Source organism: Sphaerospermopsis sp. LEGE 00249, assembly GCF_014299995.1.
Lineage (GTDB): Bacteria > Cyanobacteriota > Cyanobacteriia > Cyanobacteriales > Nostocaceae > Sphaerospermopsis > Sphaerospermopsis kisseleviana.
Window position 1 is genome coordinate 15,119 of record NZ_JACJUZ010000068.1, and the last position, 14,571, is coordinate 29,689.

Annotated in this window: 11 protein-coding genes and 1 rRNA gene; 9 read left to right on the top strand and 3 right to left on the bottom strand. The window is 34.6% G+C overall.

Annotated features, from left to right (window positions below; translation table 11 throughout):
- The first annotated feature begins 92 nt into the window (after nucleotides 1-92).
- Nucleotides 93-2,675, top strand: coding sequence for a M1 family metallopeptidase (locus H5968_RS19670; RefSeq protein ID WP_187041310.1), 2,583 nt, complete (start codon nucleotides 93-95; stop codon nucleotides 2,673-2,675).
- 116 nt (nucleotides 2,676-2,791) lie between these two features.
- Here H5968_RS19670 and H5968_RS19675 read toward each other — a convergent pair whose 3' ends face one another.
- Nucleotides 2,792-3,010 carry a DUF2281 domain-containing protein gene (locus tag H5968_RS19675; RefSeq protein ID WP_187041311.1) on the bottom strand — a complete coding sequence of 73 codons (219 nt, stop codon included), beginning with the start codon at nucleotides 3,008-3,010 and terminating at the stop codon, nucleotides 2,792-2,794.
- A gap of 472 nt (nucleotides 3,011-3,482) precedes the next feature.
- On the opposite strand from H5968_RS19675, the gene H5968_RS19680 reads away from it, so the two are divergent.
- The 7 genes from H5968_RS19680 to gloB all read left to right on the top strand — a co-directional run bounded on the left by H5968_RS19680 (nucleotide 3,483) and on the right by gloB (nucleotide 11,928).
- On the top strand, nucleotides 3,483-5,492 hold the full coding sequence (locus tag H5968_RS19680; RefSeq protein ID WP_187041312.1) for a hypothetical protein: 2,010 nt from the start codon (nucleotides 3,483-3,485) through the stop codon (nucleotides 5,490-5,492).
- 163 nt (nucleotides 5,493-5,655) lie between these two features.
- Nucleotides 5,656-6,309, top strand: a complete 654-nt coding sequence (locus H5968_RS19685; protein ID WP_096567718.1) for an OmpA family protein — start codon at nucleotides 5,656-5,658, stop codon at nucleotides 6,307-6,309.
- Between the two features lie 6 nt (nucleotides 6,310-6,315).
- Nucleotides 6,316-7,758, top strand: coding sequence for an EH signature domain-containing protein (locus H5968_RS19690; protein WP_201277633.1), 1,443 nt, complete (start codon nucleotides 6,316-6,318; stop codon nucleotides 7,756-7,758).
- Nucleotides 7,759-7,852: 94 nt separating this feature from the next.
- Nucleotides 7,853-8,203: a hypothetical protein gene (locus H5968_RS19695; RefSeq protein WP_096567716.1), complete on the top strand. Its 351-nt coding sequence runs from the start codon at nucleotides 7,853-7,855 to the stop codon at nucleotides 8,201-8,203.
- Nucleotides 8,204-8,663: 460 nt separating this feature from the next.
- Nucleotides 8,664-10,373, top strand: a complete 1,710-nt coding sequence (locus tag H5968_RS19700; RefSeq protein ID WP_096567714.1) for an AarF/ABC1/UbiB kinase family protein — start codon at nucleotides 8,664-8,666, stop codon at nucleotides 10,371-10,373.
- 38 nt (nucleotides 10,374-10,411) lie between these two features.
- The gene (locus tag H5968_RS19705; RefSeq protein ID WP_137668178.1) at nucleotides 10,412-10,786 is read left to right on the top strand and encodes a hypothetical protein; all 375 of its coding nucleotides are present in this window, start codon (nucleotides 10,412-10,414) and stop codon (nucleotides 10,784-10,786) included.
- Nucleotides 10,787-11,154: 368 nt separating this feature from the next.
- Nucleotides 11,155-11,928, top strand: coding sequence for a hydroxyacylglutathione hydrolase (gloB, locus tag H5968_RS19710; RefSeq protein WP_187041313.1), 774 nt, complete (start codon nucleotides 11,155-11,157; stop codon nucleotides 11,926-11,928).
- 172 nt (nucleotides 11,929-12,100) lie between these two features.
- Here the strand turns inward: gloB and menD are convergent, their stop codons facing one another.
- On the bottom strand, nucleotides 12,101-13,825 hold the full coding sequence (gene menD / locus H5968_RS19715; RefSeq protein WP_187041314.1) for a 2-succinyl-5-enolpyruvyl-6-hydroxy-3-cyclohexene-1-carboxylic-acid synthase: 1,725 nt from the start codon (nucleotides 13,823-13,825) through the stop codon (nucleotides 12,101-12,103).
- A 106-nt stretch (nucleotides 13,826-13,931) separates the two neighbouring features.
- Here menD and folB point away from each other — a divergent pair, with 106 nt between their 5' ends.
- The gene (gene folB / locus H5968_RS19720) at nucleotides 13,932-14,291 is read left to right on the top strand and encodes a dihydroneopterin aldolase (protein ID WP_187041315.1); all 360 of its coding nucleotides are present in this window, start codon (nucleotides 13,932-13,934) and stop codon (nucleotides 14,289-14,291) included.
- Nucleotides 14,292-14,389: 98 nt separating this feature from the next.
- Here the strand turns inward: folB and rrf are convergent.
- A 5S ribosomal RNA gene (gene rrf, locus H5968_RS19725) occupies nucleotides 14,390-14,507 on the bottom strand.
- Nucleotides 14,508-14,571 lie beyond the last annotated feature (64 nt).

A 14,571-nucleotide genomic window follows, 5' to 3' on the forward strand; every position in this document is an offset into this window, starting at 1 on the left:
ATCCTGATCAAATTACCATTTTGATTTGGGAGAGGCATCTACAGATCGCTATTGTTATGACAGTTTCAGGATTACAAGGTCAGTAATAAACAATGTTGCAATTTTATTTTGATACAGAGAAAGCAAGACACAAATCTTTTGAATTGCCGGGGGCTAAACCACATTATAATCCCGATAAACCGGGACAGGTAGAGCATATTTTTCTGAACCTCAGTTTGGATATTCCCAACCAAAGTTACCATGGTAACTGTAGCATTCGCCTATTACCAATCCGTAATAATACTGATAGGTTGACCTTGGACGCTGTAAATTTAAATATCCAATCTGTACAGGTTGACGAGGTTGAACAAAAGTTTGACTATGACGGGGAAAAACTGTGTATTCAATTATCTCAACCTACGCAAATTGGTAAGAGGTTGTTGATAGCGATCGCCTACTCTGTGGAAAAACCCCAACGCGGTATCTACTTTATTCAACCAGATAAACACTACCCCCACAAACCTACCCAAGTCTGGACACAAGGAGAAGACGAAGATTCTCGTTATTGGTTTCCCTGTTTTGACTATCCAGGACAGTTATCAACTTCAGAAATTCGGGTGCGTGTTCCTAAACCCCTAATCGCTGTTTCTAATGGTGAATTAATTGATACCGTAGATGATGGTGATTATAAAATCTATCATTGGTCACAACAACAAATACATCCTACCTATTTAATGACTTTAGCTGTAAGTGATTTTGCGGAAATCAAGGATGAATGGCAAGGTAAACCTGTTACATATTACGTAGAAAAAGCTAGGGAAGCAGACGCTAACCGCAGCATGGGTAAAACACCCAGAATGATTGAGTTTTTAAGCGAAAAGTATGGTTATCTTTATCCTTATCCCAAATATGCTCAAGTTTGCGTGGATGACTTCATTTTTGGGGGGATGGAAAATACCTCTACCACTTTGTTAACAGATCGCTGTTTGTTGGATGAAAGAGCATTATTAGACAACCGCAACACCGAAAGTTTAGTAGTGCATGAATTAGCACATCAATGGTTTGGTGATTTACTGGTAATTAAACATTGGTCCCATGCTTGGATTAAGGAAGGAATGGCTTCCTATTCTGAGGTAATGTGGACTGAACATGAATATGGTGCGGATGATGCTGCTTATTATCGCTTGTCGGAAGCTCGCAGTTATTTAAGTGAAGATAGTAGTCGCTACCGTCGGCCAATGGTAACTCATGTTTACCGTGAAGCGATTGAACTTTACGATCGCCATATTTATGAAAAAGGTTCTTGTGTTTATCACATGATCCGTGCAGAATTGGGAGAAGAATTATTCTGGAAAGCTATCCAAACTTTTGTTGTTGATCATGCTCATCAAACTGTAGAAACCATAGATTTATTAAGATCAATTGAAAAAGCAACAGGTAGAAATTTAGCTTTCTTATTTGATCAATATGTTTATCGTGGTGGACATCCTGATTTTAAAGTTGCTTATTCTTGGGATGGGGATAGTAACTTAGCAAAAGTAACAGTTACCCAAACCCAAGCTAGTGATGATCAGGATTTATTTGATCTGAAAATTCCCATTGGTTTTGGTTATAAACAGCAAAATACTGATTTAAAGATTTTTAATGTCCGCATTAATGAACGGGAACAAAGTTTTTATTTCCCATTAACAGAAAAGCCCGATTTTGTTAGTTTTGATGTGGGTAATAATTATCTCAAAACCGTAGTTTTAGAATATCCCATACCAGAGTTAAAAGCACAGTTGGAATTTGATCCAAATCCTATTTCTCGGATTTATGCAGCAGAAGCATTAGCGAAAAAAGGCGGTTTGGAAGTTGTCAAAGCTTTATCCGCAGCTTTGAAAAATGATCCTTTTTGGGGTGTGCGGGTAGAAGTTGCTAAACAATTAACGGAAATTAAATTAGATCAAGTTTTTGATGGTTTAGTTTCTGGGTTGCATGATGATAATCCTTTTGTCCGTCGTTCTGTGGTAGAGTCCTTATCTCAAATCAAAACTCATGCTAGTTATAAAAATGTCAAAGAATTGGTACAGCATGGGGACAAAAGCTATTATGTAGAAGCTGCTGCTTGTCGGAGTTTGGGAACAATTGCTGCTGCTAATTTAGATGATAAACCCCACGAAGAAAAAGTGATTAAACTACTCAAATCTGTTTTAGAAGAAAGAGCAGGTTGGAATGAAGTAGTTAGAAGTGGTGCTATTGGTGGTTTAGCAGAATTTAAAACTTCGGAAAATGCTTTAAATGTCTTGTTGGAATACACTAAATTAGGCGTTTCTCAAGCATTACGTTTATCTGCGATTCGCGCTTTGGGGAAAATTTCCGTAGGTCAAAGTCCAGCTAATATAGAAAGAATTTTAGACCGATTAGCAGAAATAGCGAAAGAGACATTCTTTTTAACTCAAGTAGCGGTGGTGACAGCTTTAGGACAAATGGAAACTCCCAAAGCGATTGGGATTTTACAAAGTTTAGCTGATCAAACTCCTGATGGTAGGGTGCGACGTTATGCTGAGGAAGAAATTCCTAAAGTACAAAGAAATATTGGGACTGAAAAAAGTTTGAAACAAATGCGGGAAGAATTGGATCAATTGAAAAAACAAAATCAGGAGTTAAAGAGTCGGTTAGAAAATTTGGAGGCCAAGTCCAAGCAGGGAAATTAGGAGGATAATACACATTATTAGTAGGGGTTTAGCACTGCTAAACCCTGACAGGATTCAGAAGTAAAAATGTCTTTTTTTGTATGTTTGAATTTTGAGCGATCGCTTATGTGATGAAATCATTCCATATAATCCTTAAAGTCTTCGAGAGGTTCGTTAAAATCTGATGATATCCACACTTTTCCTTTAGCACTACCTCTTTTCAAAGGTCGTTGAATTGGGGAAATTTCTGCCACTGGTTTATCATCTTGTGTAATAATAATTTTTTCTCCTTTAATCACCAAGTCGAGATATTTAGTCAAATTAGACTGTAATTGATCTATTTCTAGTTTAGTCACGATTAGTAATTTTCTGACAAGAAGTGTTGAATAATAAATCTGAATATTATCTCTATTCTATATGAATCAGAGGAAGTGGGATAAGGCAAAATCAAAAGTGGTGAAAAAGCTAGAATTATCCCTACTTTCCCCCTGTTTTGCGTAAGTCCTGTATTCCTAAAACTTCCTCAATCTAAGTATTAAACCAAGACAAAAATGTATTTTTTTTTGCATAAAATTAGTATAATTACTGTTTGTACTTATACTGAAATTGATGCAATATATAATCAAGGCTAAATCAAAAACCAAAGAAAGATAAATCACTATTGAATGCTAATACATATCCTGAATCATATTTGCCGAGTTAGACACTGAACTTTTAACTTATCTAGATGTAGATAATTTTATACTGCGGTAAAAGTTTTGATAAATCAACCTTTACCGAAAATAGGCTACAGCAGCTTTTTGATCACAAAAAATAGAGGTTTGATACATGATAGAAGTACCAGCAAATTTATTTTATGTGGCGATCGCCATAGTTTTTATACTAGGATTCATTTGGGAAATAATTACAGTAATAAAATATTGTCAAGAATCTAATTTTATTAAGAAGATAATCAAAGAATTAGAAAGAGATACTTATGTTGAAAGAAAATGGATTAACGAGCATTTAGAAACAGAAAATAATTATCATAGAAATCCTCTAAAAACCAATGATAAATACATCCTCAAACAATATCCAGATATATTCCATCAATCGACACGCAGTAATTTAAGATTTATTAGTACAATTTGTACATCCATTGGAGTCTTAGGAACATTTTATGGTATTCAATCAGGAATAGCAGATATTCCATTGGGTAGCTTAAATAAAACAGATGCTTTACAAACAGATGCTTTAATGAAAGGAGTAGGAACATTATTAGCAGGAATGCAAACAGCATTTTCTACTTCATTAGTGGGGTTAGGACTAGGAAGTGTATTTACTATTATTCTATTTTTCACAGACTTCATTAGACAATCACGACATGACAACCTAAGACAAAAATTACATAAAATTACCGTTCCTAAAAAAGATAATCGAGAAGATGCAATCAACAGTTTAAAAGAAATTGCTGCCAGTTTTAGAAACTTTGATTTTAACGCCAGTTTAAAAGCAACCCAAGCATTACAAAAAGTAGCGGAAAAACTGGACTCAGAAACTATTGGAATAGAAGTAGGAAAAGCTGTTAGTAGTCAATTAGATAGAACAATAGAAACTAGATTAACCCCCGCATTTAATCATATTGCCGATTCCCAAAAAACCCTAACCCAAATTACCACCATTCAAAAAAATGTACTGGAAAACTTAATTAGTGAAATGAAAAATCAACTAATTATTCCAGTAGTAGAAAGACTAGATCAAAGTGCGATATTAACTCAACAAGCATCAGCAGCAGTCACAAAATTAAACAATGAATTAGGGGGAATATCTGAAAAATTAGCTAATTCAATCGTCACAATTCAACAATTTCAACAAGAAACATTAGGAGAGTTAAATAATTTTGCCAATAGCTTACAATCTACCTTACATGATTTCCAAACAGAGACAACCAACGTTTTACAAGAAACTGGAGTTGCTATTACTAAAGCAGTAGAAACAAGTATTACAGGAATGGAATCTCAACGGGAAGCATTCCAAAAAAGTGCAGAACAAGCAGCGGATACATTTAAAGGAATTAGAAGAGAATTAGAACAATCTTTAACAACTCAATCTGAACAACAAAATCAAATGTTAACAAGGGTTTATTCTGCATTTTCACAAATTATCACTGAAACCAATGAAAGTTTTAAAACTCAAACTATAACTTTAGAAACAGTAGGTAGACAAGCATCACTATTAATGAACAGTGCAAAGGAGAATTTAGAACAAACATTATCAAATATTGATCAGACATTACAACAAACCCGCGTCACAGTACAAGAAGAATTACAAAGGTTTAGAATTGAATATCAAAACAGTTTAAATCAATTCTTTAATGATCAAAATCAACTCCTAGAAAGTACATTAGGAACACAAAGAAATGCTTTACAGGAAGTAGTGAATGATTTACGCAAAGCTTTCCAAGAAGAAACCGAACGCAGAAAATCATTAATGAATGATTTAACTCATACAATAAATGAAGTTACCAGAGGTATGAATGATATTAGCACAGCAACTAATAATATGCACAGCAAAATACAAGTAATACAAGAATTTACAGCAGCAACGGGTTTACATTCAGGAGAAAGAATAACTCAACTCCAAGAATTATCTCGGAATATTGGTACAGTAAGTCAAGATTTTAATAATCTTCTATATAATTGGCGAGATCATCTCGATCAATATCTAGATAAATCAACAAAATGGCAAACTGAATTTTTTAAAGAAGCTGACAGTTCCATGTCAAGATTATGTAGTAACATTTTAGAAAATGCAAATAACGCATTAGTCAAAATTGAAAATGAACGTCGATTAAATTAACGTAGGTTGGGTTGAACGATGTGAAACCCAACACACCTTTTCAAATCAAATGTTTGGTTTATTTGCATCAATTCAACCTACACTTTTGAAATATTAGCTTTACTTGTTGGGTTTCCTTACGTCAACCCAACCTACAGAAAATAATTATCAGGTAAATTATCTCATGTTCAATCATTTAAACATTTTCAAAAATCAAGATGATCAAGAAGAAGATCCCGCAATTTATCTTTCTATCGGCGATTTAATGTCATCGTTATTAATGTTTTTTGCACTACTTTTTATTTCTGCATTAATTCAGCTTAATCAAGCACAAAAAGACATTACCAGAATTTTAATAGGTGAGTTAGAAGGACAATTAAAAGCTAATAATATTGAAGCAAAAGTTGATCCAAATACCGGAGATATCAGTTTAAGAGATAGCATCTTATTTGAAACTAATAGCGCAAAATTAAATCCCCAAGGTGAAAAAACACTGCAAAAATTGATTCCCATTTATAGCAAAGTAATTTTTGAAACTCCCAGAGTGAAAGATCAAATTGAAAGAGTAGTTATTGAAGGCCATACAAGTGCTTATGGTAAAGCTGATTTCAACATGGAATTAAGTTTAAACAGAGCTTGGCAAGTTGCCAAATATACATTATATACAATGCCATTTCCTAACAAAACTCATAAATCACAATTAGAGAAGAAAATCATGGTAGTAGGAAGAGGTGAAAATGATGCAAAAATAGGAGATTTACCAACAGATAGAAGAGTAGTATTTCGGATTCAGTTTAAAGGACAAGATTTGAGTAAGTTAAATCAAGCAGATAATTAGAAAACAATGCTTCACAAAGACTTCAACCTTAAAGAATTTAGTATACCAGATCATCAACCCCATAGATTAATTGAACTCGCTGCAAAACAAAAACCTAGTAATATTAATTTATCTATATCAGCATTGCAAGAAAAAATTGATCAGAATAGAATTAAAGATATTAGTTTAATAGAATGGATATGGTGTATTGATAACGATCAAATTTGGGAAGCAATACCAGAAGAAGAAAGAAAACAATTAACTTTAAGAATTTGGCGTATATCCCAAGAAAATAAATGGTTATATTTTACCTTAATTCGTCGGTTAGCTTGGTTTTATCATGGACAAAAAAATGTAATCACATCGCACTTAGTTAATGGGTTTCTTCTGTGGAGTAATTCAATTTCTGTCAAGGATAATCTAGTTATTAAAATTTTGGTTGCTTTGGGAGCAAATGAACCGAAAAAAGCAATGGTAAAAATTATTTGTGACCAAAACTTAACTCATAATGAACTATTACCAAAAATCAATCATGTTCTCCCGAATCTTACCATATTTAAAGATTATGTTTTGGAAATAGCACCTTATTTTACAAAACAGCTACATCCAGTTACGTTAGATAAAGTTAATTGGTTATTACGTTGTTTTGAACAAATGGAGGAAACTGATCAAATTAAATCTGTAGAATATATTTTAAATCATCTTTCTACCTCAATAGTTGGTAGGTATCCAGAGTTAGTTAATTGGTTAAAAACCAACTATCATAATTCTAGCAAACAATCAAAATTATCCAGTCAAGCTAGACAGAAGTTAAGAATTTGGATTGGTGCAGTTAATTATCAAGACTTTTCTAATTTAGTAGATTTAATTGCTCAACGAATTGGTATCACAGACAAAGAGGAAAACCAGTTAAACAAACGTCAAGGATTTTGGGCTAATTATAGCAATAGTTTTATGAGAATTAAAATTTTATTACCTATGCAATCTTATGAAATTATCAATCATGATTTGAGAGCAGATCAAGATGTTCAAAGACTACGATCAGATGGTAGTGATGAGACAGAAATATGTATTTTTGATTTAGGAGAGAATGGTTTTATTGTCGAATTTTTTAGAGGTAGAGGAAGTGAAACTAGAATTTTTCCTCAAAATGATTATATCGAAAGTGTTTTATTTGGTTCTCAACCATTATCCGTGAAAAGAATTAGAAAATTAGGAGGGGAAGCACATGATCATGCTTTAGCTTGGCAATGGTCTTGCGAACAATTATTAAGAACTAAATATCAAATTCTGCCAAATACAGGAACTACATCTTTTATCGGATTACCACCAAAATATGGTAGATATGATACTAGTTTAGGTTTACCTAATCCTGATGATCAAAAATTAAATGAACGTCAAAATCAATTACAAAAATGGAATCGGATCATTAATCAATTAGAATTAGAAGCCAAACGATCATCATATTAATCAGATTTCAATCAAAATCTATCGAAAACTGTTAGTTCTCTGTATCTTTGTGCTTTAAATATCCATTAATTAAATAAACATTCAGTAAATAACCATGAAAGATATATTTCAACAACCATCAATAGAAACATTAGTAAAAGAAATTGTCGCCTTAAATCATGCTTGGAAAGCAGCAGGAGAAATATTTGGAGAAGAAAGCGAAATAGCTAAAAGTGCAAGAGATTTAAAAGGATCTTTACAAACAAGATTATTACGTACCTATCCAAATCAAGTTTATTTGAGAATAGATCAAAAAAGTTCACAAGAAGCAGGAGAAGAAGTATATAGTTTGCGTTTAGTAAATCCAATTAATAACCGTGATAATGCAGAACATTTACCTGTTAGAGTTGTCAAAAAATTACTTTCCCAGGAAGAAATTAATCAATTGGAAAAATTTAATAATTAGGGAATCGGATAATATTTATATATTAATCTATTTCGGATAGTTTCAACTGCACTATATTAATAAATATCAAAATTCTCTAAACAGCAATATATCTCATCTTTATATACATAAAAACCCTGTATGAGATTTTCACCACCATCCTACAAAACCTGAATATTCACAAATAACCATCAACTAACCTGTATGGGATCGGATTTTCAAGATATTTAATGTCAGATTTGATACTAAATTATACCGTATCAAACATTAAGAAATAATAAAATACTCTCGCTAAGAGACAAAAGTTTGTACTTTTATAAAGTATAATTAAGAAAAACATAAACTAATCTCAACATTCAAGATAAGTTGAGTTTATCTATAGCTTCCATCAAAAACCAACAATACACTTGAGCAACAAGTAAATTGTCAATCAAGTAGTCAGAAAATTCTCAAATTCCCAGTTGTAGAGGCAAAAAAAGACGTGGGTCAGTATCAACCTGCTCAACTAAAGCAGTATAATCCAGAAGCGATCGCTCGTTACTATCGTTACCGTCCCTGGTTAGCTTGGGGCAGACTACTGAGAATCATCTTCTCCTTTGCAGGCTTTCTACTCAGCCTCAAATGGGATGAATGGCAAAACCAAGTTGAGCAGAATAAGGGTAAACGAGCTACCCAGTTGCGACAACTGCTCACAAACCTCGGACCGACATTTATTAAAGTGGGTCAAGCCCTTTCGACTCGACCAGACTTGATCCGTAAAGACTTTTTAGAGGAACTGGTAAAACTACAAGACCAGTTACCACCCTTTGACCATGACCTAGCGCAACACATTATTGAAACTGAACTCAACCGTTCCATTGATGAGATATTTAGCGAACTTTCCCCGAAACCAGTGGCTGCGGCTAGTTTAGGTCAAGTTTACCGGGGTCGTCTCATCACTGGTGAGGAAGTAGCAGTCAAGGTACAACGCCCGCACCTGCGTCCAGTAATTACAAAAGACTTATATCTAATGCGTTGGGCAGCAACTTGGCTGAGTCCTTGGTTGCCCCTCAATCTCGGCCATGACCTCACATTAATCGTCGACGAGTTTGGCACGAAGTTATTTGAAGAAATAGACTACATGAACGAAGGTCGGAACGCGGAAAAATTCGCCACCAACTTCCGTGATGACCCCCAAGTAAAAGTACCAACTATTTACTGGCGTTATAGTAGTAACCGTGTTTTAACCCTAGAATGGATTAACGGCTTTAAACTCACAGATATCCAAAGCATTCGCCAAGCAGGTTTAGATCCCGAAACCATTATCCAGATTGGTGTTACTTCTGGTTTGCAACAACTATTAGAACATGGTTTTTTCCATGCTGACCCCCATCCTGGTAATTTATTTGCTGTTCCCGATGGTCGCATGGCTTACATCGACTTTGGCATGATGGACCAGTTGGAGGAAACCACAAAGGAAACCTTAGTAGATGCCTTAGTACATCTTGTCAACAAAGATTATACTGACTTAGCGGAAGACTTTGTAAAATTGGGCTTCCTCGCTCCAAAAACAAATATTGCTCCCATTGTTCCAGCATTAGAAGCAGTTCTGGGAAATGCCATTGGTAAAAACGTCGGTGATTTTAACTTTAAAACCATTACCGATGAATTTTCGGAATTGATGTATGAATATCCTTTCCGAGTTCCCGCTAAGTTTGCCTTAATTATTCGTTCTTTGGTGACACAGGAAGGTATTGCTTTAACCCTCAACCCCAATTTTAAAATTGTGGAAGTAGGTTATCCCTACATAGCACGACGGTTATTAACTGGTGAATCTCCCGCATTAAGACGACGCTTATTGAACGTGCTATTTAAAGATGGTAAATTCCAATGGCAGCGTTTAGAGAATTTGATTTCCATTGCGCGGACTGATCAGCAATTTGATGTTGTTCCAACAGCTAGAATGGGTTTACAGTATTTACTATCGGAAGAAGGTAAATTTTTACGTCGTCAGTTAGTTTTAGCACTAACTGAAGATGATCGTTTACACACTGATGAAGTACAAAGATTGTGGGATTTAGTCAAAGATGACTTACCGCCAAATCGGTTATTAAATGTAGCTGTAGGCATTTTAACCGAGTTATCGAGAGAAAGTGTAGCAGCTATTTTGCCAAAAGCAACATCTCTAATTTCGTTTACTGAAAAACAGTAACAACGTTTAAATTATTTGCATAAAAATCAGGAGTCTTCATGTATTATTATCCTCTGCAACCTCCTTATATCTTGCTTTTGGTTGGTTTCCTCATGGCTTTAACTTCTGGTTTTGCTTTGTCAGGAACATTAAAAGTAATTGTCCAAAAATGGCCAAATAACAATCAAGAACCTATTAAATCTAGTGCTTCTTTAAAGCAATTGTTAGTACCATTTATTGGTATTACGGGAGGCGTTTGTTTATTTATGTCTTCTGGTTTAGAAATATTTGGTTTTCCCTCTCCCCTAGCTTTGGGTATTGGTTTACCTTTGAGTTTGGGAACTTGTGTGTTTGTTTGGTTTCAGTTAGGTAGTTTGCTGGAATTTGTCAGCAGTCGAGGAATGCAATCTTTAGATTTGGATTCTTGGTCTTAATAACAATAATTCAGAAGTCAGGAGTTATTTATTTTGGATTTTGGATTTTGGATTTTGGATTGTTTTGTCAAATCTAATCTAAAATCTAAAATTTTCTTCCCCATCTCCCTATTTCCTTTACTAACGAAAAACTTTTTGCTGCCACTTTTATCAAGTCTAATTACTTGTGCATTTGCCTGAACTTGAAAATCTGCTTTTTCACGAACTTTAACACGAATTTTAATTAATTAGGTTTTTAATCTGTTCATATTCTCTTGTCTCATTAGCAATTAACTTGACTAACCTGATTCAATTCAAAACTTCTAAATAGGCTATAGTTATGAATGATCAATATCAAGCATCCATGTGTGTGGGAGGTAAAGAAAGCAATGCAGGTAATCCGACTATCAGCACTTTCTGACAACTATATATTTATGCTGTACGATTTACAGCATAATATTGCTGCTGTTGTTGATCCAGCGGAGTCTAAACCAGTTTTACAGCAACTTGCACAACTAAAATGCAATTTAGTAGCAATTTTTAACACACACCATCATCATGATCATGTGGGTGCTAATCTGGAGTTAATCGAAAAATTCCCCCAATTGACGGTATATGCTGGAATTGAGGATCGAGGAAGGATTCCTGGACAACAGGTATTTTTACAAGAAGGCGATCGCGTACAATTTGCCGATCGCACAGCAGAAGTATTTTTTGTACCCGGCCATACCCGCGCTCATATAGCTTACTACTTTCCTCCTGTAACACCTGGTGAGACAGGAGAATTATTCTGCGGTGATACTTTATTTGCTGGTGGTTGTGGTCGTTTGTTTGAAGGTACACCAGCGCAAATGGTAGACTCTTTAAGCAAACTGCGGGCTTTACCTGATAATACCCTTGTTTGGTGCGCCCATGAATACACTTTAAGTAATCTGCGCTTTGCATTAACAGTTGATAGTGAAAACACGGATTTACAAAAGCGATTTGCAGAAGTAACAGATATGCGTCAGCGTCAGGAAGCTACTGTTCCTTCTCTGCTTGGTATTGAAAAGAATACAAATCCGTTTTTACGCTGGGATCATCCTTCGTTACAATTAGCTGTAAATAGTAAAGATCCTGTACAAACTTTTGCTAAAATTCGCGGAATGAAAGATAAATTTTAAGTAAGTATTCAGCAGTCAGCTATCAGCTTTAAAGACTGAAATAGAAAACAAGAGAAAAATCAGGAGTGTATAAATTTTATGCAATTAAGAATTATAAATCTTTCCTCTTGCTGTTATTAGCTGATTACTGATTACTGATTACTTACACTTTATTCACAGGTTTACTCAATGTTTAAAAAGCATCACTAAACCTTCTCAAATACTCCTTTCTCCATAGAGAATCCCTTTTTCTGTTTGTCCTAATTTCCAAAACCCGTATTCCCTGACTTGGTAACAGTTTTAATCTTTCTTCTAACTGCTTCCAAGAATTTATTAACTCATATTCTACACCATAAGTAGCACATAACTGGGCAAAATTAATATCCTGGGGAGTGGCAAAAAATTCTTCAAAAGGTGGATCAAAATTAGCAATAGGTAACATTTCAAAAATTCCCCCACCATTGTTATTAATTAATACAATTGTCAAATGTCCAACTAACTTATTTCTCATTAAAAAACCATTAGTATCATGTAATAGGGCTAAATCTCCCGTTAACATCACACTACTTTGTTGATGATGTGCTATTCCTAAAGCAGTGGAAAGAGTACCATCAATCCCATTTGCACCCCTATTAAAATATGATTTTATTCCTGAATTATTTGGTTTCCAGAAAAATTCCACATCTCGCACTGGCATACTATTAGCAATAAAAAATGGTGTTTGTGGGGGTATAATTTGCGAAATTAACCAAGCAGCTTTACTTTCAATTAAGTCTTCTATATTTTCAAAAGTCTCATCAATATTTTTTCTAATTTGCGCTTCAATTTCACACCATTTTTGTAAATAAAACCCCCATTTCCCATTTCCCATTTCCCATTTCCCATTCCCCAATTTTTCTACAGATATCCTTAAATGTGTTGTTTTTCCATGTAAAGGATCTAAATTTTCAGCACTACTATCAATTAACCAGCGTTGAGGATTAACATTAATTAACCAATTACGTAATTCTTTACTAGTCGGCATTTCCCCAATTTGAATTACCATTTCTGGTGTTAATTCTTGGGACAAGTTTTGATTACGTAAAATTATGTCGTAGGTAGAAATTAGATAGGGGTTTAAATCTGCGTAATTTCTAACAGGAGAAAGTCCCTCAGCTAAAACAGGCCATTGCAAAGTTTGAGAAAGTCGAGCGATCGCTATACAATATTCTTCAGGTTCTTTGGGTTGTGCAACTCCAGCAATAATAATACCCCGTTGACATTGTTGCCATTCTTTAGGTAATTGATAATTGGTAATTGGTAATGGTGTTGCAATTATCCCAGAAAAGAACTCTTCACAATCTAATATAAAATCAGTACCATCAGAAATTGGTGCTAGAGGATCACGAAAAGGTATATTTAAATGTACAATTCCCCCTGTAGGAAATTGGCAACTTTCCCAAGCATGAATTACCGTTTGTCGCAAATAACTTAACATTCTTTTATTAGCGACAGGTGTAGCTAACTCAGTTTGCCAGTTAGGATAATTACTGTATAATTTTACCTGATCAATAGTTTGTCCAGAATGGCAATCTCGCAATTCAGCAGGTCTATCTGTAGTTAATATTAATAAAGGTACACGACTTTCTTTAGCTTCGATTACCGCAGGGTAAAAATTAGCTCCTGCTGTCCCTGAAGTACAAACCAAAACCACAGGTTTTCCTGTTGCTTTTGCTCTTCCCAAAGCAAAAAAAGCCGCAGAGCGTTCATCTAAAATGGGAATAGCTTCAATATCTGGTGCTTGTTTGCTAAAAGCTACAGTCAGAGGAGTAGAACGAGAACCAGGACATAAAACAGCACAACTTAAACCCAAGCGTTTGAGGGTTTCTGTTAAAACATAAGACCACAGTTGATTAACATTATTAAAATGTAGCTGCATTAATTCAATAGGGGATATAAGACAATTTTTAATTTTAAGTTGTTTATCGGGCTTTTTAATTTAAAATTTAAAATGTCTAAAATGTAAAACTTCTACTCTAATTTTTATGGACTGTATTCATTTAACAGGAATTAGCTGCTATGGCTATATTGGGTATTTACCAGAGGAAAAGGTTTTAGGACAATGGTTTGAGGTAGATTTGAAGTTATGGTTGGATCTTTCCCAAGCTACTGAGAATGACACTATTGAAGATACTGTAGATTATCGCACTGTTATTAATTTAGTGCAGAATTTAGTTAAAACATCTAAATTTGATTTGTTGGAGAGGTTAGCAGGTGCGATCGCAGATGCTATTCTTCAGCAGAATGATATGGTTTCTCAAATACAAGTTATTGTTATCAAACCTGCTGCACCCATACCCGACTTTAACGGCAAAATTAGCATTGAAATTACCAGAACTAGGTAAAAAGATAAATAGATAAATAAAAACTGGAGTTTAAAAAACCCAGATAAAACAAAACCCCCTCTAAATAAATAGAGGAGGCTTTTGTTGTTAAATATTAAACCTGGCATCGAGCTATTGTGACAGAGGGCAACCCCTCAACTATCGTCGCCGCAGCAGCGTTTCACCTCTGAGTTCGGGAAGGGATCAGTGTGGTTCCACCGCGCCATAGACACCAGGAAAACCCGTTGGGAATTGATAATTGACAATTGATAATTGAAAATTAAAGAATTATCAAAAATCG